General features: G+C 73.8%; 21 protein-coding genes. 13 read left to right on the forward strand and 8 right to left on the reverse strand.

Features of this window, described 5'->3' with window-relative positions; translation table 11 throughout:
* Positions 1–70: 70 nt before the first annotated feature.
* The 4 genes from HL054_RS01030 to HL054_RS01045 form a co-directional block, all read right to left on the reverse strand.
* A complete protein-coding gene (locus HL054_RS01030) occupies positions 71–784 on the reverse strand; it encodes a phosphoadenylyl-sulfate reductase (protein WP_369136827.1) in 714 nt (237 codons plus the stop codon).
* 178 nt (positions 785–962) lie between these two features.
* Positions 963–2,642 carry a nitrite/sulfite reductase gene (locus HL054_RS01035; RefSeq protein WP_369136828.1) on the reverse strand — a complete coding sequence of 560 codons (1,680 nt, stop codon included), beginning with the start codon at positions 2,640–2,642 and terminating at the stop codon, positions 963–965.
* A gap of 97 nt (positions 2,643–2,739) precedes the next feature.
* On the reverse strand, positions 2,740–2,844 hold the full coding sequence (locus HL054_RS01040; protein WP_369136829.1) for a putative leader peptide: 105 nt from the start codon (positions 2,842–2,844) through the stop codon (positions 2,740–2,742).
* 31 nt (positions 2,845–2,875) lie between these two features.
* Positions 2,876–3,358, reverse strand: coding sequence for an RrF2 family transcriptional regulator (locus HL054_RS01045; RefSeq protein WP_369136830.1), 483 nt, complete (start codon positions 3,356–3,358; stop codon positions 2,876–2,878).
* 27 nt (positions 3,359–3,385) lie between these two features.
* Between HL054_RS01045 and HL054_RS01050 the strand changes: the two genes are divergently transcribed.
* Complete coding sequence (locus HL054_RS01050; protein ID WP_369136831.1) at positions 3,386–4,150, forward strand: NUDIX domain-containing protein; 765 nt, start codon at positions 3,386–3,388, stop codon at positions 4,148–4,150.
* A 182-nt stretch (positions 4,151–4,332) separates the two neighbouring features.
* Positions 4,333–5,232, forward strand: coding sequence for a DUF559 domain-containing protein (locus HL054_RS01055; protein WP_369136832.1), 900 nt, complete (start codon positions 4,333–4,335; stop codon positions 5,230–5,232).
* Positions 5,233–5,388: 156 nt separating this feature from the next.
* Here HL054_RS01055 and HL054_RS01060 read toward each other — a convergent pair whose 3' ends face one another.
* Complete coding sequence (locus HL054_RS01060) at positions 5,389–5,559, reverse strand: CsbD family protein (RefSeq protein WP_369136833.1); 171 nt, start codon at positions 5,557–5,559, stop codon at positions 5,389–5,391.
* Positions 5,560–5,978: 419 nt separating this feature from the next.
* Between HL054_RS01060 and HL054_RS01065 the strand changes: the two genes are divergently transcribed.
* The 7 genes from HL054_RS01065 to HL054_RS01095 all read left to right on the forward strand — a co-directional run bounded on the left by HL054_RS01065 (position 5,979) and on the right by HL054_RS01095 (position 13,668).
* Positions 5,979–7,712 (forward strand): ABC transporter family substrate-binding protein, encoded by a 1,734-nt coding sequence (locus tag HL054_RS01065; protein ID WP_369136834.1) that lies wholly within the window; start codon positions 5,979–5,981, stop codon positions 7,710–7,712.
* Between the two features lie 250 nt (positions 7,713–7,962).
* Positions 7,963–8,952: an ABC transporter permease gene (locus HL054_RS01070; RefSeq protein WP_369136835.1), complete on the forward strand. Its 990-nt coding sequence runs from the start codon at positions 7,963–7,965 to the stop codon at positions 8,950–8,952.
* Positions 8,953–8,986: 34 nt separating this feature from the next.
* Positions 8,987–9,955 carry an ABC transporter permease gene (locus HL054_RS01075; RefSeq protein ID WP_369136836.1) on the forward strand — a complete coding sequence of 323 codons (969 nt, stop codon included), beginning with the start codon at positions 8,987–8,989 and terminating at the stop codon, positions 9,953–9,955.
* A gap of 11 nt (positions 9,956–9,966) precedes the next feature.
* A complete protein-coding gene (locus tag HL054_RS01080) occupies positions 9,967–11,247 on the forward strand; it encodes an ABC transporter ATP-binding protein (protein ID WP_369136837.1) in 1,281 nt (426 codons plus the stop codon).
* Positions 11,244–12,305 (forward strand): ABC transporter ATP-binding protein, encoded by a 1,062-nt coding sequence (locus HL054_RS01085; protein ID WP_369136838.1) that lies wholly within the window; start codon positions 11,244–11,246, stop codon positions 12,303–12,305. Before HL054_RS01080 ends, HL054_RS01085 begins: the two co-directional genes overlap by 4 nt.
* A gap of 44 nt (positions 12,306–12,349) precedes the next feature.
* On the forward strand, positions 12,350–13,255 hold the full coding sequence (mshB, locus tag HL054_RS01090; protein WP_369136839.1) for an N-acetyl-1-D-myo-inositol-2-amino-2-deoxy-alpha-D-glucopyranoside deacetylase: 906 nt from the start codon (positions 12,350–12,352) through the stop codon (positions 13,253–13,255).
* Entirely contained in the window at positions 13,252–13,668 is a 417-nt protein-coding gene (locus HL054_RS01095) for a hypothetical protein (protein WP_369136840.1), read from the forward strand. Before mshB ends, HL054_RS01095 begins: the two co-directional genes overlap by 4 nt.
* Here the strand turns inward: HL054_RS01095 and HL054_RS01100 are convergent.
* Complete coding sequence (locus HL054_RS01100) at positions 13,625–14,371, reverse strand: GNAT family N-acetyltransferase (protein ID WP_369136841.1); 747 nt, start codon at positions 14,369–14,371, stop codon at positions 13,625–13,627. The genes HL054_RS01095 and HL054_RS01100 overlap by 44 nt on opposite strands.
* 149 nt (positions 14,372–14,520) lie before the next feature.
* Between HL054_RS01100 and fdxA the strand changes: the two genes are divergently transcribed.
* Together fdxA and dapC are read left to right on the forward strand one after the other, a co-directional pair.
* Positions 14,521–14,847, forward strand: a complete 327-nt coding sequence (gene fdxA / locus HL054_RS01105) for a ferredoxin (RefSeq protein WP_091988389.1) — start codon at positions 14,521–14,523, stop codon at positions 14,845–14,847.
* Between the two features lie 11 nt (positions 14,848–14,858).
* A complete protein-coding gene (dapC, locus tag HL054_RS01110) occupies positions 14,859–15,944 on the forward strand; it encodes a succinyldiaminopimelate transaminase (RefSeq protein ID WP_369137960.1) in 1,086 nt (361 codons plus the stop codon).
* 103 nt (positions 15,945–16,047) lie between these two features.
* On the opposite strand, the gene HL054_RS01115 is transcribed toward dapC, so the two are convergent.
* Positions 16,048–16,977: an AraC family transcriptional regulator gene (locus HL054_RS01115; protein WP_369136842.1), complete on the reverse strand. Its 930-nt coding sequence runs from the start codon at positions 16,975–16,977 to the stop codon at positions 16,048–16,050.
* An 81-nt stretch (positions 16,978–17,058) separates the two neighbouring features.
* On the opposite strand from HL054_RS01115, the gene HL054_RS01120 reads away from it, so the two are divergent.
* Both HL054_RS01120 and HL054_RS01125 read left to right on the forward strand, forming a co-directional pair.
* Positions 17,059–17,889, forward strand: a complete 831-nt coding sequence (locus tag HL054_RS01120) for an NAD-dependent epimerase/dehydratase family protein (RefSeq protein WP_369136843.1) — start codon at positions 17,059–17,061, stop codon at positions 17,887–17,889.
* A complete protein-coding gene (locus tag HL054_RS01125) occupies positions 17,886–18,329 on the forward strand; it encodes an anthrone oxygenase family protein (RefSeq protein WP_369136844.1) in 444 nt (147 codons plus the stop codon). Before HL054_RS01120 ends, HL054_RS01125 begins: the two co-directional genes overlap by 4 nt.
* Positions 18,330–18,333: 4 nt before the next feature.
* On the opposite strand, the gene HL054_RS01130 is transcribed toward HL054_RS01125, so the two are convergent.
* Positions 18,334–19,221, reverse strand: coding sequence for a hypothetical protein (locus tag HL054_RS01130; RefSeq protein WP_369136845.1), 888 nt, complete (start codon positions 19,219–19,221; stop codon positions 18,334–18,336).
* Between the last annotated feature and the right edge of the window lie 114 nt (positions 19,222–19,335).

Below are 19,335 nucleotides of genomic sequence, written 5' to 3' on the forward strand. Positions count from 1 at the left end.
ATCCTGGCCTACGGCCCCGTCCCGAAGCTCGCCCTGAGCTCGCGAAGGGTGAGGAGGACGGGGTCCTTCCTCAGAGGTGCAGCCCGCACTCCACCTTGGCCTTGCCCGCCCAGCGGCCGGCCCGCGGGTCCTCGCCCGGGGCCACCGGCCGGGTGCAGGGCTCGCACCCGATGGAGGCGTAGCCCAGCTCGGCCAGCGGGTTGACCGGCACCTGGTGCTCGGCGACGTACCGGTCCACGTCGTCCTGGGTCCAGGCCGCCAGCGGGTTGACCTTGACCATGCCGCGCTTGGCGTCCCAGTCGACGACCCGGGTGCCGGCCCGGGTGACCGCCTCGTCGCGGCGCACGCCGGACCCCCAGGCGGTGAACCCGGCCAGCGCCTGCGCCAGCGGCTGCACCTTGCGCAGCGAGCAGCACAGGTCCGGGTCGCGCTCGTGCAGCCGCGGCCCGTGCTCGGCGTCCTGCTCGGCGACGGTGCGCAGCGGCTGGACGTCGTGCAGCGTGATCGGCAGGACGGCGGTGATCCAGTCGCGGGTGCCGATCGTCTCGGCGAAGTGGTACCCGGTGTTCAGGAAGACGACGTTGACGCCCGGGAAGGCGCGGCTGGCCAGGTGGGCGAGCAGCCCGTCGGCCATGCTCGAGGTGATCGCGAAGGAGTCCCCGAAGGTCTCCCCCGCCCAGGCGAGCACGGCCAGCGCCTGCTCGACCGGGTCGGCGATGCCCTCGAACCGGGCGTCGGCCTCGGCGGCGAGCTCGGGCGTCGGCTGCACGACGGCGGTCGTCACGGTCGGTCCACCCCTGTTCCGATCAGCTGGACGGCGAAGCTCCGGAGGCACGAGGTGCAGTGCCACCCCTCGCCCTCGGGGAGGAGGTCCTCCTCGCCGCAGTACGGGCAGTGGAACACCGGCAGGGTGCGGCCCCTTCCGGCAGTGGGCCGCGTCACACCGCCGGGGTCCGGGGACGTCACAGCAGCCACTCCTCCTCGGCCCGCGCGACGTACGCGGCGAACCGCTCGCCCTCGGTGCGCCGGTCGAGGTAGCCGCGCAGCACGCGCTCGCAGTAGTCCGCCGTCTCGTCCTTGGTGATCTTGTGACCGCGGAACTTGCGGCCGAAGGACGCCTCGACGCCGAGGTGGCCGCCCAGGTGCACCTGGAAGCCCTCGACGCTCTCGCCTGCGGCGTTGCGGACGATCATGCCCTTGAAGCCGATGTCAGCGGTCTGGAAGCGGGCGCAGCTGTTGGGACAGCCGTTGACGTTGATCCCGACCGGCTCGTCGAAGCCCGGCAGCCGCTTCTCCAGCTCGGCGTAGAGGTCCTGGGCGTGCTGCTTGGTCTCGACGATGGCGAGCTTGCAGAACTCCAGCCCGGTGCAGGCCATCGTGCCGCGGCGGAAGGCGCTGGGCCGCACCAGCAGGTCGTGCTCGGCCAGCGCGGCGACCAGGTCCTCGACCCGCTCGTCCGGGACGTCGAGGATCACCAGCTTCTGCTGGGTCGTCGTCCGGATCCGGCCGCCACGGGTGCCGTACTCGGCGGCCAGGTCGGCGATCCGGGTGAGCAGGGTGCCGCTGATCCGGCCGGTGCGCAGCGCGAACCCGACCGCGTTGGCGCCGTCCTTCTGCCTGCTGACCCCGACGTGGTCGCGCTGGTCGTGCTTCGCCGGAGCGGGGGCGGGGCCGTCGGGAAGCTCGGCGTGCAGGTACTCGTCCTGCAGCACCTGGCGGAACTTCTCCGGGCCCCAGTCGGCCATCAGGAACTTGATGCGGGCGTGGTTGCGCGACCGGCGGTAGCCGTAGTCGCGGAAGATCGAGGTGCAGCCGGCCCAGACCTCGGTGACCTGCTCGGGCCGGACGAAGACGCCGATCCGCTTGGCGAACATCGGGTTGGTCGACAGCCCACCCCCGACCCACAGGTCGAACCCGGCCTCGCCGTCGGCGTTGACCACGCCGACGAAGGAGACGTCGTCGATCTCGGGCTCGGTGCAGTGGTCGACGCAGCCGGACATCGAGGTCTTCCACTTGCGCGGCAGGTTGCTGAACTCCGGGCTGCCGACGTACTTCTCCACCGTCGCGGCGATGACGTCGGTGGCGTCGAGCACCTCGTCCTCGAGGACGCCGGCGAGCGGGCAGCCGAGCATGACGCGCGGCACGTCGCCGCAGGCCTCCATGGTGCTCAGCCCGACCGACTCCAGCCGCCGCCAGATCTCCGGCACGTCCTCGATCCGGATCCAGTGGTACTGGACGTTCTGCCGGTCGGTGACGTCGGCGACGTCCCGGCCGAACTCGGTGCTGATCCCGCCGAGGACCCGGAGCGCCTCGCTGGTCAGCTGCCCGCCGTCGATGCGGGCCCGCATCATGAAGTACGAGTCCTCGAGCTCCTCGGCCTCCAGCACGGCGGTCTTGCCGCCGGGGATGCCCTGGGCGCGCTGGGTGTACAGCCCCATCCAGCGCATCCGGCCCCGCAGGTCGCCGGGGTCGATGCCCTCGAAGCCGGTCTTCGAGTAGATGTCCAGGATCCGCTGCCGCACCTCCAGGCCGTCGGAGTCCTTCTTCATCCGCTCGTTGGGGTTCAGCGGCTCGCGGTAGCCGAGCGCCCACTGGCCCTGGCCGCGCTGGGGCCGGTTGCTGCTGCGGGTGGGGGTGGACACGTCAGTGGTTCTCCATCTGCGCCGGCACGGGTGGCGTGCGCGACGCGGCCGGTTCGGGGTGCAGCGCCAGGTGGCTGCAGCAGAGCGGGGGCCGGGGTCAGCGCGGAGCGCGACACGCGGCGCTGGAGACCCGCGCCAGGTCGACGTGCAGGCGCGCCACGAGGAGTGCGCCGCAGTCAGTCACGAGTCGATGGTCCCACATCCGGCGGGCTGCGCCGTGCGAGGCGTCCGGCTCACTCCGTGTCGGGGAGGCTGAAGGAGCGCCAGGCGCTCTCCAGCTCGATCATCTCCGCCACCTGGGCGGGCATCTTGCCGGCGACGACGTCGGCCAGCGTGACGTTCTCCAGCACCCGGCGGTAGGCCTCGCGGGCGGCGACCCAGACCTGGGCCAGCGGCTCGGCGGCGCCGGGGTAGGCGACGTCCTCGGGCCGCTGGCCGTGCACCTCGGCGAGGAAGCCCTGCTCGACCCGCATCACCCGCGCGATCGAGACCTCCTCCGGCGGGAGGGCCAGCCGGTAGCCGCCCTCGCGGCCGCGCTGGCTGGTGACCAGCCGGGCGTGCTGGAGGTCGCCGAGGATCGCCTGCAGGAAGCGGGCCGGGATGCCCTGGGCCTGCGCGATCTTGTCCGAGGTCAACGAGTCGGGGGCGACGGCGGCCAGCTCGACGGCCGCCCGTACCGCGTAGTCGACCCGGGCTGAGATGCGCACGGGGCCCATCCTGCCGTGTCTGCGAAGCTGGCTCGCGTGTCCGAGCTGCGGTTCACCACGTTGGTGGAGGCGCCGCTGACCGTCGCCTTCGACGTCGCGCGGTCCCTGGGCCGCCCCTGGCCGCACCCGTTGCACGAGGTCGACTCCGACCGGCCGTGGCGCGACGTGTACGCGGGGGTGCCCTCCCGGGGCCGGTGGACGCCGACCCACACGCGGAACTTCACCGCGACCGGGGCCGGCACCCGCGTCGACGAGCAGGTCGACTGGGCGCCCCGGCTGCCCGGTCTGCTGGGCCGGCTCGTGGACCGGGCGGTGCTGCGCCCGAAGGTGGCCCGGGCGATGCGCGCCCACCTGGACGGGTACGCGGCCGCCGCCGCCCAGCGGGCGCTCGAGGTGACCCAGGTCGTGGGCGCGGCGCTGGTCGACGACCGGCGCCGGGTGCTCGTCGCGCAGCGGGGGTCGGGGTCGCTGGCCGGGCTGTGGGAGTTCCCGGGCGGCAAGGTCGAGCCGGGGGAGCCCGACCTGTCGGCCCTGGTGCGCGAGTGCGTCGAGGAGCTCGGCGTCGTGGTGGAGCCGCAGTCCTTCCTCGGGGAGGTGCCGCTGGACGGCGTCGTCGCCGGCGGCCCGCCGGGCGCCTCCACCCTGCGGGTCTGGTCGGGCCGGATCACCGGTGGGGAGCTGGTCGCGCACGAGCACACCGAGCTGCGCTGGGTCGGCGCCGAGGACCTCGACGACCTGGACTGGATCGCGGCCGACCGCCCGCTGCTCCCCGCCGTCCGCACGCTCCTCGCCCGCCCCTGACCCACCCGCACGGTTTCGCGCGTCTTCCCACGCGCGCTTTCGCGCGTCTTCCCACGGCCGGGCTCCCTCCTGTGGTTTCGCGCGCTTTCCCACGGGTGGTTTCGCGCGTCTTCCCACGAGCCGCGTCAGCGGCCTGTGGATGACGGGGACGGGCGCCGGGCCGGATGGGCGAGGCTGCCGCGGTGACGCCGACCCGACACTTCCTCGGCGGGCTCTTCGTCGGCTCCCACGCGGTGGCGGCGGGGGCCCTCACCAGGCGCCAGCTCGAGTCCGGGTGGTACCGCCGGGTGCTGCGCAACGTGTACGCCGATCCGGGCCTGCGGCACGACCACCAGTTGCGGGCGAGGGCCGCCGCCCTGCTGATGCCCGCAGCGGGAGCGATCGGTGGCCGGTCGGCGGCGGCGTGGTTCGGTGCCCCGTTCAGCTCATCGGCCGATCCTGTGCTGGTCGTCGTCCCGCGTGCCTGCCGCTGGCAGGGGCCCTCCGGAGTGCAGGTCCACCGGACCGACGTCCGGCCGGCCGAGGTCTGGACCGACGGGGACGGGGTGCGCGTCACGACGGCGGTCCGGACGGCATGGGACGTCGCGACCCTGGAGTCGACCGCCACGGCGGTGGCCCTGGTGGACGGCATGCTGCGGGACGGCCGTGACCGGCCGGACGGGCTGACCGTCCCTGAGCTGGCGGCCGATGTGCTGCGGCGGGGTGGCCGCTGGGGGAGCAGGCGGGCGGCCGCGCTGCTGCCGCTGCTGGACGACCGCGCGATGAGCCCGCCGGAGTCGCGGGTGCGGGTGGCGTGCCACCTGGCCGGGCTGCCGCACCCCGTTCCGCAGTTCGCGGTGTGGGAGCGCGGCGTCTTCCTGGGGCAGGTGGACCTCGCGTGGCCCGAGGCTCGGCTCGTCGTGGAGTACGAGGGCGCCCACCACTTCGACGACGCCCAGATCGTCAAGGACGACGGACGCTACGAGCGCCTCGCGGCGGCGGGCTGGCGGGTCATCCGGCTGCTGGCAGCCGACCTGCGGGACCTCGATGCCGTCGTCGCGCGGATCGAGGCAGCGCTGCGCGAGGCCGGCGTCATCGGCTGAGGGCCGGCCGTGCGTGGGAAGACGCGCGAAACCGTGGGGCGTGGGAAGACGCGCGAAACAGTGGGGTGGCGACGTCACCGGGCGGGAACGCGAGAGCGCCGCCCCCGGCTGGCGGGGACGGCGCTCTCGGTCGCGGTGCTCACGCACCGCGCGGTGTCACTTGAAGATGTCCTTGACCTTCTCGCCGGCCTGCTTCGCGTTGCCGGCCGCCTGGTCCTTGTGGCCCTCGGCCTGCAGGTCCTGGTCGTCGGTCGCCTTGCCGGCGGCCTCCTTGCCCTTGCCGGCCAGCTCCTGCGCCTTGTTCTGCAGCTTGTCCATGCCGCTCATCTGGGCCTCCTCGGTCCGTCGTCGCCGCAGGGCTGGACCCCGCGACTCCGGTGCACCCGTACCCGCGCGCCGCCGCAGGCACACCCCGCGGCCAGCTCGTGTCGAGCGTCGGGCCTGCGAGGTCGCGCGAGGTTGTCGCGTACCCGCCGGTACACCGCAAAGATTGCGGTCAAGGCACCGTCGTTGCGGCCGTGTTTCGGCGGTCCGAGCCGTCTCCTGAGCACAGGTCACAAAATGATGACGGCCGTGGACTGCCTCTCCGGGGACTGCCTAGGGTTCGCCCGTCGCACCCTGTCCGACAGCGTCGGTCCAGCTGCCTGACAAGCTGCGGTCAAGTGAGTCAGCCCGCCCCCGGCGATCCCGGGGCGGTCGGTCCTGAACTTTCCCCCCGCGCAGGCGGGTCGAGGAGGCATTCGAACGTGAAGTTGAGCAAGCGCGGCGCAGTGTTCATCGCCACCGGGGTCACCGGTGCGATGGCACTGACGGCCTGCGGTGGCGGCAGCGACAGTGGTGACGACGAGGCCTCGAGCGGTGGTTCCGGCCGCGTCGTCTACGGCGAGTCCACCGACTGGCCCGAGAACCTCTTCCCCCTCATCGCGGCGGGCAACGCCACCTCGGTGGCCAACATCGAGGCGCAGCTCTTCCCGCAGGTGTACCTGGTCCAGCCCGACCTGACCCTGGAGTGGAACGAGGAGCTCCTCACCGAGGAGCCCACCTCCGAGGTGAGCGGCGAGACGCAGACCGTCACCTACAAGCTCAACCCGGACGCCGTCTGGAGCGACGGCGAGCCGATCACGGCCGAGGACTTCGAGTTCAGCTGGAACCTGCAGCGGTCCTCCGACCCGGCCGACGGCGGGTGCGCGTCGCTGCTGAGCACCACCGGCTACGAGCAGGTCACCGCGGTCGAGGGCTCCGACGACGGGACCGTCACGGTCACCCTGGGCTCGCCGTTCGCCGACTGGAAGGCCCTGTTCTCCGGGTCCAACAACCCGGTCTTCCCCGCGCACGTCCTGGACAAGGGCGACCCGGCCGCCAACTGCGAGGCCGTCACCACGGGCTGGCCGATCGCCGACGGCATCCCCAGCGACATCTCCGGCGGCCCCTGGCAGCTGAAGAAGGAGAACATCAACAACGGTCAGCAGATCGTCGTCCTCACCCCGAACGAGGCCTACTGGGGCGAGAAGCCGAAGCTGGAGCAGCTGGTCATCCAGGGCATCGGCAACGACCCGACGACCGCCGTCCAGGGTCTGTCCTCCGGCGAGCTGAACATGATCTACCCGCAGCCGCAGCTGGACCTGGTCGACCAGATCGCCGACCTGGAGCCGAACGTCGTCAGCGACGTGAACTTCGGCCTCAGCTTCGAGCACGTCGACTTCAACACCACCGACCCGCTGCTGTCCGACGTCCGCGTGCGCCAGGCGTTCGCGATGGCGCTGGACCGGCAGGAGATCGTCGACCAGACCGTCGGCCAGTTCTCCTCCGACGCGCAGGTCCTCGACAACCGCATCTGGCTCAACACCCAGCCGCAGTACGAGGACACCGCGCCGGAGCAGTACCAGCAGCCCAACGCCGAGGCCGCCAAGGCGCTCCTCACCGAGGCCGGCTGGGCCCAGGGCTCGGACGGCATCTTCGCCAAGGGCGGTCAGCGGCTCTCGCTGCGGATCGACACCACGGCGAACAACCCGCTGCGCGAGCAGACGATCAACGTCATGATCCCGCAGCTGAAGGAGGCCGGGATCGAGGCCAGCTTCAACGCCAACCCGGACATCTTCGCCGGTGCGGACAAGCCGACCTCCCTCGAGGCCGGTGGCTTCCAGGTGGCGCTGTTCGCCTGGGTCGGCAGCCCCTTCATCTCGGGCACCCCGCCGATCTACCTGTCGCCGCAGGGTGACGCGATCGGGCAGAACTACGCCCGCATCGGCACCCCGGAGATCGACGCCCTCTTCGCGGAGTGGACGACGCTGACCGAGGACAGCGAGATCGCCGACACCGGCAACGAGATCGACCGGCTGCTCTGGGAGCAGATGGGCACCATCCCGCTGTACCAGAAGCCGACCTTCATCGCCTACAGCAGCACGATCGAGGGCGCTGAGGACAACCCGACGCAGGCCGGGCCGCTCTGGAACGCCTCCACCTGGTCGCTCCAGCAGTGACCTGACGGGTCTCCCGGCACCAGCACCACCCGCACACCCGCGGCCCCCGGCAGCTCCCGGGGGCCGCGGTGTGTCCGGGCACGACGTGACACCGCTGTGTCGCACCGGTGACCCCTCGGTGTCCACCGGTGCGGCCTCCGGCCGGCCCCTCCGTGGCGGCCGGGACGACGTCCTGCGGCGGCTCGCAGGACGCCTCGCTGCACTGGTCGTTCCAGCCGGACGACTTCCGCTGTCGGCGTAAGGTCACCACATGTTCTTCTTCACGATCCGGCGCGTGTTGGCGTCGGTCCTCGTGTTGGTCGTCAGCTCGTTCCTGGTCTTCGCCCTCTGCGCGGCGAGCTTCGACCCGCTGGCCCAGTACTACAGCCGCAACCCCCGGCCGCCGCAGGAGTTCTTCGACCAGCTGCGCGAGCGGTTCGGGCTCAACGACCCGTTCCTCGTCCGGTACTGGAACTGGCTGACCGGCGTGCTGCACGGCGACTTCGGCCTCACCGTCGACGGCACCCCGGTCGCCGACCAGCTCCCCGGCCGGCTGGCGGTCACCGGGCGGATGATCCTCGCGGCCATCGTCATCGCCGTCGTGCTGGCGGTCATCGTCGGCGTGATCGGTGCGGTCCGGCAGTACAAGCCCTCGGACTACACGTTCACCTTCATCGCCTACGTGCTCATCGCGCTGCCGACCTTCTGGTTCGCCGCGCTGCTCAAGGAGTTCGTGGCCGGCGGGATCAACGACCTGCTGGGCAGCCAGGTGCTCTACACGATCGGTGAGGAGACACCCGGACTGTCGCTGTACGCCGACGGCTGGGAGCTGTGGTCGGACCGGCTGGGCCACCTGGTGCTGCCCACGGTCAGCCTGGCGCTGCTGTCCTTCGCCGCCTGGAGCCGCTTCCAGCGCGCCTCGATGCTCGACGTCCTGGGCTCGGACTACATGCGGCTGGCCCGGGCCAAGGGCCTCACCTACCGTCGCGTCGTCCTCAAGCACGGCCTGCGCAACGCGCTGATCCCGCTGACCACCGTGGTGGCGCTGGGCATCGGCACGCTGTTCGGCGGTGCCGTGATCACTGAGACCGTCTTCGTCTGGCACGGCATGGGCGAGTACCTGCTGGAGAACGGCATCGGTCAGCAGGACGTCAACGTGGTCCTGGGCTGGCTGCTGGTCAGCGCCGTCTTCGTCGTCCTCTTCAACCTCGTCGCCGACATCCTGTACGCGGTCCTCGACCCGCGGATCCGGCTGTCCTGAGCGGCCGCTCCCCGTAGAGAGAAGGACCTCCATCATGGCGACCACCCAGGCGACCTCCGGCACCGCCGGCGGTGTCCAGCCGGCCGTGCCGGGCGCCCCGCAGGCCAGCGGGGGCGTGGAGCGGGAGTTCACCGTCAAGGCGCGCAGCCAGCGCCAGCAGATCGTCCGCCGCTTCGTGCACAACAAGGTCGGCATGACCGGCCTGGTCATCTTCGTGGCGCTGCTGGTCTTCGGCTTCATCGGCCCCCTGCTGGACGGCAAGAGCTACTCCGACCTGGACTCCAGCGCGCAGTCGGTGTCCCCGGGCAACCAGGGGTACCTGCTGGGCAGCGACGCGATCGGCCGCGACCTGCTGGCCGGCCTGATGTCCGGCGTCCAGCGGTCGCTGTTCATCGTGGCGCTGTTCATCGCCATCGCCCTGCCGCTGGGCCTGCTGGTCGGCGCGCTGGCCGGCTACTTCGGCAAGTGGGTCGACAGCCTGCTGATGCGGCTGGTCGACCTGGTCCTCACCGTCCCGCTGCTGGTCGTGCTGATCGTCGTGGCCAGCAACTTCCCCGGCTCCCGCACCCCGCTGGGCGTCGGCATCATCCTGGGCCTGTTCGGCTGGCTGGACCTCGCGCGGATCGTGCGCAGCCAGTTCCTCTCGCTGCGCGAGAAGGAGTACGTCGAGGCGGCGCACTCGCTGGGCGCCTCGAACTCGCGGATCATCTTCAAGCACCTGATCCCGAACGCGCTGGGCTCGCTGATCGTGTGGACGACGCTGGCCGCGGCGAACGCGATCATCCTCGAGGCCTCGCTGACCTACCTGGGCTTCGGCGTCAACGGCACCAACGAGACGTCGCTGGGCCGGCTGGTCTCCGACGGCGTCCAGGCCGCGAGCACCCGCCCCTGGCTCTTCTACTTCCCCGGCATCGTGCTGCTGGTCATCGTGCTGTCGATCAACCTGATCGGCGACGGGATCCGCGATGCGTTCGACCCGAGCAACCGCCGCGTGCGGGCCTGAGAGGCAACCCCATGTCCACGAACGGTGCCACCGCCGTGTCCTCGTCCGGCACGCTCAGCAAGGGGCGCACCCAGAGCCTGCCGGGCTTCGACGCCTCGGCCCCGCTGCTGGAGGTCACCGACCTCAACGTCCGGTTCCCCACGGAGGACGGGCTGGTGCACGCCGTCCGCGGCGTCGACTACACGCTGCGGTCGGGTGAGGTGCTCGGCATCGTCGGCGAGTCCGGCTCCGGCAAGTCGGTCACCTCGCTGGCGGTGATGGGCCTGCTCCCCAGCAACGCCCGGGTCACCGGTTCGGTGAAGTACCGCGGCCAGGAGCTGCTGGGGCAGAACGACCGGAGCATGTCGCGGATCCGCGGCAAGGGCGTCTCGATGATCTTCCAGGACCCGATGACGTCGCTGGACCCGGTGTACAAGGTCGGGGCGCAGATCGAGGAGACGCTGCGCACCCACGACAGGTCGCTGTCGTCCAAGGCCGCCGAGGCCCGCGCGGTGGAGCTGCTCGAGCTGGTCGGCATCCCGAACGCCGTCGAGCGGGTGCACTCCTACCCGCACGAGTTCTCCGGCGGCATGCGCCAGCGCGTCGTCATCGCCATCGCGATGGCCAACCAACCCGAGGTGATCATCGCCGACGAGCCGACGACGGCGCTCGACGTCACCGTGCAGGCGCAGATCCTCGAGGTGCTGCAGACCGCGCTGCAGGAGACCGGCGCGGCGATGGTGATGATCACCCACGACCTCGGGGTGGTCGCCGGGATCGCCGACCGGGTGCTGGTCATGTACGCCGGCCGCCCGGTGGAGATCGGCGGCGTCGAGGACATCTACTACGAGCCCCGGATGCCCTACACGCTCGGCCTGCTCGGCTCGCTGCCCCGGCTGGACGCCCCCACCCGCGAGCGGCTGACGCCCATCACCGGCGCGCCGCCCTCGCTGGTCAACATGCCGCCGGGCTGCCCGTTCGCGCCGCGCTGCCCGCTGCACGTCGACGAGTGCGACGCGGCCGAGCCGCCGCTGTACCAGGTGTCGCCCGGCCACGAGGCGGCGTGCATCCGCACCGAGCAGGTCGAGCGGGCGCACGGCCACGCGGCCGAGGTGTTCAGCGACACCGCGAGCGACGCCGGCCTGGCCGGCGAGGCGCTGCCGGCCGACCTGGCGCTGGCCGAGGGCGCCGGTGACGCCACCGTCGCCGACGCCCCGCCGGCGGACCAGACCGAGCCGGTCACCGGCGCCCAGCGCGACACCGGCAGCATCCTCAGCACCCATCGCGACCCCACGGACGGAGACCGGGCATGAGCGCTCCCACCACCGAGCGCGCCGACGGCGCCGCGCAGCGCGGAGAGCCGATCCTCAAGGTCCGCGGCCTGGAGAAGCACTTCCCGATCAAGGGCGGCGGGCTCATCAAGCGCACCGTCGGCGCCGTCCGCGCCGTCGACGGGGTCGACCTGGACCTCTACCCCGGTGAGGTGCTGGGGCTGGTCGGCGAGTCCGGCTGCGGGAAGTCCACCACCGGCCGGGCGATCCTCAACCTGCAGCCGGCCACCGGTGGCTCGGTCGTGTTCCAGGGCCGGGAGCTCGTCGGCCTGGACCGCAAGCAGATGCGGCCGCTGCGCCGGGACATCCAGCTGGTGTTCCAGGACCCCTACGCCTCGCTCAACCCGCGGCTGCCGGTGTTCGACATCGTGGCCGAGCCGCTGGTGATCCACGGGCTGACCAAGGACGACCAGGAGCTGCGGTCGCGGGTCCGCGAGCTGGTCGAGACCGTGGGGCTCAACCCCGAGCACACCAACCGCTACCCGGCGGAGTTCTCCGGCGGGCAGCGGCAGCGGATCGGCATCGCCCGCGCGCTGGCGCTGCAGCCCAAGGTGCTGGTGCTCGACGAGCCGGTGTCCGCGCTGGACGTCTCCATCCAGGCCGGCGTGATCAACCTGCTCGAGGACCTGAAGAACACCCTGGGCCTGAGCTACCTGTTCATCGCCCACGACCTGTCGGTCGTCCGGCACATCTCCGACCGGGTCGCGGTCATGTACCTGGGCCGGATCATCGAGATCGCCGAGCGCGACGAGCTGTTCGAGCGGCCGGCGCACCCGTACACGCAGGCGCTGCTGTCGGCGATCCCGCTGCCCGACCCCCGTCGCGAGCGGGCCCGGCAGCGGATCATCATCTCCGGCGACGTGCCCAGCCCGGCCAACCCGCCCTCGGGCTGCCGGTTCCGCACCCGCTGCCAGAAGTTCGCCAACGTCCTCACCGACGGGCAGCGGGAGAAGTGCATGACCGACGACCCCGCCCTCGAGGACCGCGGCGCCGGGCACCTCAACGCCTGCCACTTCGCGGAGGCCCGGTCGGTGCTCTGACGCCGTCCGGGGTGCGGACGGCGTCCCGGGGGACCTCTGGTCTGATGTCCCCCGTGACCGCCGACCGCCGCCTCCTGCTCGTGCACGCCCACCCCGACGACGAGACGATCAACTGCGGGGCCACCATGGCCCGCTACGTCGCCGAGGGGGCCGCCGTCACCCTGCTCACCTGCACGCTGGGGGAGGAGGGCGAGGTGCTGGTGCCGGAGCTGGCCCAGCTCGCGGCCGACCAGGCCGACCAGCTGGGCGGCTACCGGATCGGCGAGCTGGCTGCGGCGATGGACGCGCTGGGGGTCACCGACTGGCGCTTCCTCGGCGGCGCCGGTCGGTACCGCGACTCCGGGATGATGGACACCCCCGCCAACGACGCGCCGCGCGCCTTCTGGCGGGCCGACCTGGCCGAGGCGGTGGCGCACGCGGTGGCCGTCGTCCGTGAGGTCCGCCCGCAGGTGGTGGTCACCTACGACGAGGTCGGCGGCTACGGCCACCCCGACCACATCCAGGCGCACCGGGTCGCGATGGGCGCGGTCGAGGCCGCCGCAGACCCGGCGTACCGCCCCGACCTGGGCGCGGCCTGGGACGTCGCGAAGGTCTACTGGTGCGCCATGCCGCGGTCGGTCGTGCAGGCCGGCATCGACGCGATGGCCGCGCTCGGCGAGGCGTCGCCCTTCGAGGGGCTGGGCGACCTGGACGACGTCCCGTTCGCCGTCGCCGACGACGTGGTCACCACCGAGGTGGACGGTCGCCCCTACGCCGCCCGCAAGGACGCCGCCATGCGCGCCCACCCCACCCAGATGACCGTCGACGGCCCGTTCTTCGCGCTGTCGAACAACCTGGGCCAGGAGGTGCTGGGTGCGGAGTACTACCGCCTGGTGCGCGGCGACCGGGGCCCGGCGGGCCCGGGGCCGCAGGGCTGGGAGGACGACCTGTTCGCCGGGCTCCCCGGATGAGGCTGCTGCAGCTGGCCGGCTGGGCCGTGCTGACGGTCCTGGTGTCGGCCTGGCTCGCGCTGGTCGAGGTGTTCTGGATGCCCTGGCGGCTGGGCGGTGTCCCGGTGCCGGTGTCGCTGGTGGCCGCCGTCGCCGGCAACGTCCTCCTGGTCGGGTGGGCGCGCCGGCTGTCCGGCTCGCGGGTGGTCGCCGTCCTGCCCGCCGTGGTGTGGCTGGCGGTCGCGGTGGGCGCGACGATGCGCCGTCCCGAGGGCGACCTGCTGCTGCCCGGCGGGGACGCCGTCACCTCGACGCTGAACCTGGCCTTCCTGCTGCTCGGGGTGGTCGCGGCGGCCTTCGCGGTCGGCCGGACGCTGGGCTCCCCGCCGGTCAGGCCGGTGGCCGCCGGTAGTGGTAGCGGTGGTGCTCGATGAAGCCCGACCGGCGGTAGAGCGCCCGCGCCGCGGCGTTGCCCGCGGTCACCTGCAGGTACACCGAGTGCGCGCCCCGCTCGGCGGCCCACCGCTGCAGGGCCGCCATCACCGCCGTCCCCAGCCCGCGGCGGCGGTGCTCCTCGGCGACGGTCAGCGCGGTGACGCCCAGCCAGCCGTCGGTGAGCACCCCCCGGGCGACCGCCGCCAGCGGGCCGTCGTCCAGCCGGACCGAGGCGAAGACGGCGCCCTCGGCGCTGGTCAGCACCTGCCGGGCGACCGGCGGCAGCGCCGCGCCGCGGTGCCGGTAGCCGGCCAGCCAGGCGTCGTCCGGCTCGGCGGCCAGCTCGACCGGGACGCTGGTCGCCGGGGTGGCCGCGACCGGTGCGGTGAGCACCAGGACGTCCTCGTCCCGCTCCCAGCCGGCGGCGGCGAACGCGGCCGCGGCCGCCCGGGACTGCACGCCGGGCAGCTGCGCGCACGGCCGCAGCCCGCGCTCGGCGTACCAGCGCGTGACGGCCTCGACCGCAGCCGGCAGCGGCATCCCGGGGTCGCCGACCACGAGCACCGAGTTGGCCCGGCCGGTGAACCCGCCGCCCGCGCGGAGCAGCCAGCCGCCGAGGTCGGCCTCCTCCAGCGCCCGCCAGCCGCGGGCAGCCACCCGCTCCAGGTCGCCGACACCCAGCGGTGAGCGCTTCTGTCCCATGCCCGGAATCCTGCGACGGAGGCCCCGGCGACCGGTCACCGGGTCGTGTCCCGCCACCCGTCGCGCTGACCGGGGGGACCTCGGGTGATACTTGGGGAAGATCGAACGCACCCCTGGTCAGCCAGGGAACTCGCTCCCGGAGGAACCCCGTGACCTACGTCATCACCCAGGCCTGCGTCGACGTCCTCGACAAGGCGTGCATCGACGAGTGTCCGGTGGACTGCATCTACGAGGGCGACCGGATGCTCTACATCCACCCCGACGAGTGCGTCGACTGCGGTGCCTGCGAGCCGGTCTGCCCGGTGGAGGCCATCTACTACGAGGACGACGTCCCGGACAAGTGGAAGGACTTCTACAACGCCAACGTGGAGTTCTTCTCCGACCTGGGCAGCCCCGGCGGCGCCGCCAAGACCGGCAAGATCCACAAGGACCACCCGCTGGTCGCCGCCCTCCCGCCGCAGGGCGAGGGGCACTGAGCGCGGTCCGGCTGCCGGACTTCCCCTGGGACTCGCTGACCGCAGCGCGCGCCCGCGCCGCTGAGCACCGCGGCGGCGTCGTCGACCTCTCGATCGGCACCCCGGTCGACCCGACGCCGTCGCTGCTGGGCGAGGCGCTGGCCGCGGCCGGGAACGCCCCGGGGTACCCGACGGCGCTGGGCACCGCCGAGGTGCGCCGGGCGGCCGCGGGCTGGCTGTCCCGGCGGCTCGGCGTGCAGGTGGCCGACCCGTTCGGCGCCGACCCGTCGGTGATCCCGACCGTCGGCTCCAAGGAGCTGGTGGCCCTGCTGCCGACGCTGCTGGGGCTGACCGGCGCAGGCACGGTGCTGCTGCCCGAGGTCGCCTACCCGACCTACGCGGTCGGCGCGGTCGTCGCCGGGCTGCAGGTGCTCCGCACGGACACCCCGCCGGACGACCCGGGTGACGCGGTCCTGGTCTGGCTGAACTCGCCGGGCAACCCGCACGGCCGGGTGCTCACCGACGACGAGCTGCGGGCCTGGGTCACCTGGGGCCGAGCGCACGGCGTGCCGGTCGTGGCCGACGAGTGCTACGTCGAGCTGGGCTGGGACGTCGTCCCGCGCTCGCTGCTGCACCCGGACGTCGCCGGCCCGGACCACACCGGGCTGCTGGCGGTGCACTCGCTGTCCAAGCAGTCCACCGCGGCCGGGTACCGCGGCGGGCTGCTGTCCGGCGACCCCGCGCTGGTGCGGCGGGTCTGGGAGGTCCGGCGGCACCTCGGGCTGCTGGTGCCCACCCCGGTGCAGGCCGCGATGGCCGCCGCGCTCGCCGACGACGGGCACGTCGCCGTCCAGCGCGAGCGCTACCGGCTGCGCCGGGACCGGCTGGCGGCCGCCGTGCGGGCGGCCGGGGCCCGGATCGACCACTCCGAGGCCGGCCTCTACCTGTGGGTCAGCCGCGACGAGGACTGCTGGACGACGATCGACTGGCTGGCCGGCCTGGGCATCGTCGCCGCTCCGGGCAGCTTCTACGGCCCGGCGGGCGAGCGGCACGTGCGGATGGCGCTGACCGCGAGCGACGAGCGCGTCGACGCCGCCGTGGAGCGCCTCGCGGGGTGACGCCGGGATCAGGTGACCTGATCCCGCGTGCTCCTGGCTCAGCGCAGGAGGTGAGCCAGGAGCACCGGCGGTGAGCCCGGACGGCGCCTCAGCCGGCGCCGCGTCAACCGGTGGCGGTGGCGCGGTGGGTGGCCGGGCTGACGCCGGTGACCCGCTTGAAGGCGGTGCTCAGCGCGAAGGGCCCGGCGTAGCCGACCCGGCGGGCGATGCCGGCGATGGTGAGCGCCGGGTCGGCGAGCAGGTCCGAGGCGAGCGCGATCCGCCAGCCGGTCAGGTAGCCCATCGGCGGCTCGCCGACGAGCTCGGTGAACCGCCGGGCGAGGGTGGCCCGGGAGACGCCCACGGCGGCGGCGAGCGAGCCCACGGTCCAGGGGTCGGCGGGCCGCTCGTGCAGCAGTCGCAGCGCCGGCCCGACGACCGGGTCGCCGTCCGCGAGGTACCAGCCGGGGGCGCCGGCGCCCGGCCGGCCGGCCCAGGTGCGCAGCGCGCTGACCAGCGTCACGTCCAGCAGCCGGTCGAGCACCGCCTCCTGGCCCGGCGCCTCCCGGCCCAGCTCGGCGGCGAGCAGGCCGGTGACCGCGCCGGTCCCGGGCTCCGGCGGGACGACGACCAGCTCCGGCAGCGCCCGCACCAGCCGCTGTCCGACCGCGCCCGGGTCGGTGTAGGTGCCGGTGACCAGCACGGTCTCGCCGTCCGGGTCGTTGCCCCAGCTCCGGGTGCCCAGGCCCGCCATCGTCGGCGCGCCCAGCGGCGTGCAGACCTGCCCCGGCCCGATGGCGACCTGGGGTGCGGTGGCCGGGTCGTCCGCGACGACGTAGGGCCGGGGACCGCGGACCAGGGCCACCGCCCCGGCGTCCAGCTGCTCGGCCCGGCCGCCGGCGGGCAGCACCCACGCCGTGCCGCGCAGGACGGCGAGGACGGTCAGCGGCGCCTCGTCGGCGATCCGCATCGACCACGGGGCGCGGAGCACCGAGCGGAGCAGGAAGGCGTCGCTGGCCCGCGGGCCGTTGAGGAGGGCGGAGACGGCGTCCACGCGGGTGAGGTTAGACGCACGCGCATGCCATCGGGAGTCTGGACGATGGCCCGTCTCACGGCGCACCGATGGACTGGGTGCATGACGGACACCCAGTTGGTGACAGGCGGCACCGGGACCACCGGCAGCCGCGTCGTGCAGCGCCTCCGGGCGCGGGGAGCGCGGGTGCGGGTGGCGTCCCGCAGCAGCAGGTGCGTCCTGGACTGGGCCGACCCGGGCACCTGGGACGCCACCCTGCAGGGCGCCGCCGGGGTGTACCTGGCGTACGCCCCCGACCTGGCCGTCCCCGGCGCCGACGCGACGGTGGCGGCGCTCACCCGCCGGGCCGCGGCCGCGGGGGCCCGGCGGGTGGTGCTGCTGTCCGGCCGCGGAGAGCCCGGCGCCCAGCGGGCCGAGCAGGCGGTGCGGTCGGTGGCCGAGGAGACGGGCCTGGCCTGGACGGTGCTCCGCTGCAGCTGGTTCGCGCAGAACTTCAGCGAGGGCCAGTTCGCCGCGGCGGTCGCGGCCGGGGAGCTCGCGCTGCCGGTGGGTGACGTGCCCGAGCCGTTCCTGGACGCCGACGACGTCGCCGACGCCGCCGTGGCCGCGCTCCTGGACGAGGGCCACGCCGGGCGCACCTACGAGCTGACCGGCCCGCGCGCGCTCACCTTCGCCGAGGCGGTGCAGGAGATCGCGGCCGCCCTGGACCGGCCGGTCGGCTACCGCCCCGTGCCGCTGGACGGCTTCCGCGCCGAGCTCGCCGGCCAAGGCGTGCCGGACGACGTCCTGGACCTGCTCGCGCACCTGTTCACCGAGGTGCTGGACGGGCGGAACTCCGCGCCCACCGACGGCGTCCAGCAGGTGCTCGGCCGGCCGGCCGGCGACCTCGCCGACCTCGTCCGGCGCAGCGCCGCAGCGGGGTGCTGGGGGTGAGGGCCCTGGTGCTCGTCACCGGGGTCGCCACCGCGGTGGTGGCCGGGGCCTTCGCCGTCTTCAGCCTGATGGTGATGCCGGCGCTGGCCGCGCTGCCCGGCCCGGCGGGCGTCGCCGCGATGCAGTCGGTCAACCGGGCCGCCGTCCGGCCGCCGTTCCTGGCGCTGTTCCTCGGCACGGCGCTGCTGTGCGCGGCGTTGGCGGTGGGGGAGCTGGCGGGGGAGCGCCGGCCGCTGGTGCTGGCCGGCGCGGCGCTGTTCCTGCTCGGGGTCTTCGGGGTGACGGTGCTGGCCAACGTGCCGCTCAACGACGCGCTGGCCGGGGCCGACGTGGCGTGGACCGACTACCTCCGCCGGTGGACGGCGTGGAACACCGTCCGCGCGCTCGCCGCGCTGGCCTCCGCCGCGGCGCTGACCGTCGTCCTGGCCGACGGCGGCTGACGGCTCAGGCGAGCCGCAGCTGGAGGGGGAGGGCGAAGGCGCTGGGCGTCTGCTCCCAGCCGGTCGACGGCGTCCAGCGCCAGCCGTCCATCACGACCCGGTCCAGCTGCAGGCGCTCGGCGTGGGCGACCGCCCAGGTGGCCTCGGGCCAGCCGGCGCCGGCGACCGAGACGGTGCCGTCCTCGACCGTCGGTGCGCCCGCCTCCCGGCGCACCACCTCGGCCACCGCCCCGGTGCGCTGGGCCGCCGGGCCGCTGGTCGTCGGCGGGGGGAAGCCGCAGCGCAGCGCGTCGGGCGTGGTGGCGAGCAGGGCACCGGCCAGCGCGGTGCCCAGCGGCTCCCACTGCTGGTAGGCCTCGGGGAAGCCGCTGCGCTGGACCGCCTGGGCGACCTCGGTCAGCCGGCCGGTCTCCCAGCCGGGCACCTCCACCAGCCGGTCGAAGAACTTCCCGGCGGCGTAGACCGGGTCGCGGACCTGCTCGGGCGTCCCCCAGTCCTGCGACGGCCGCTGCTGGAACAGGCCGAGGGAGTCGCGGTCGCCGTAGTCCAGGTTGCGGAGCCGGGACTCCTGCTGCGCGGTCGCCAGCGCGACGACGGTGGCCCGGGCGGGCAGCCCGCGGGAGCGGGCGACGGCGGCGATGGTCGCGGCGTTGGCTGCCTGCTCGGTGGTGAGCTCGACGTCGCTGCCGGGGATCGAGCACTGGCTGGCCATCGGGGGGATCAGCTCCTCACGGCGGTCCCACAGGACGGCGACGAGCGCGGCGAGCAGCACCACGACCACGAGGGGGACGAACCGGCGGACGGACGGGCGGCGCCGTCGCCCCTTCGAGCGGACCGCCGGCCGGGTCGGGCGGACCGGTGGCGGGCGGCTGCCGACCCGGGTGCTCGCCATCGCCTCCGATGGTAGGTCGGCAGGCGTGGCAGGGCCGGGAGTCGACGTCGCCGTGGCGTGCCCCACTAGCCTGCCGGGGACGCGCCGGGGGAGCCCCGGCCCTGACCTCCTGGA

Source organism: Modestobacter versicolor (genome assembly GCF_041028285.1).
Lineage (GTDB): Bacteria > Actinomycetota > Actinomycetes > Mycobacteriales > Geodermatophilaceae > Modestobacter > Modestobacter versicolor_A.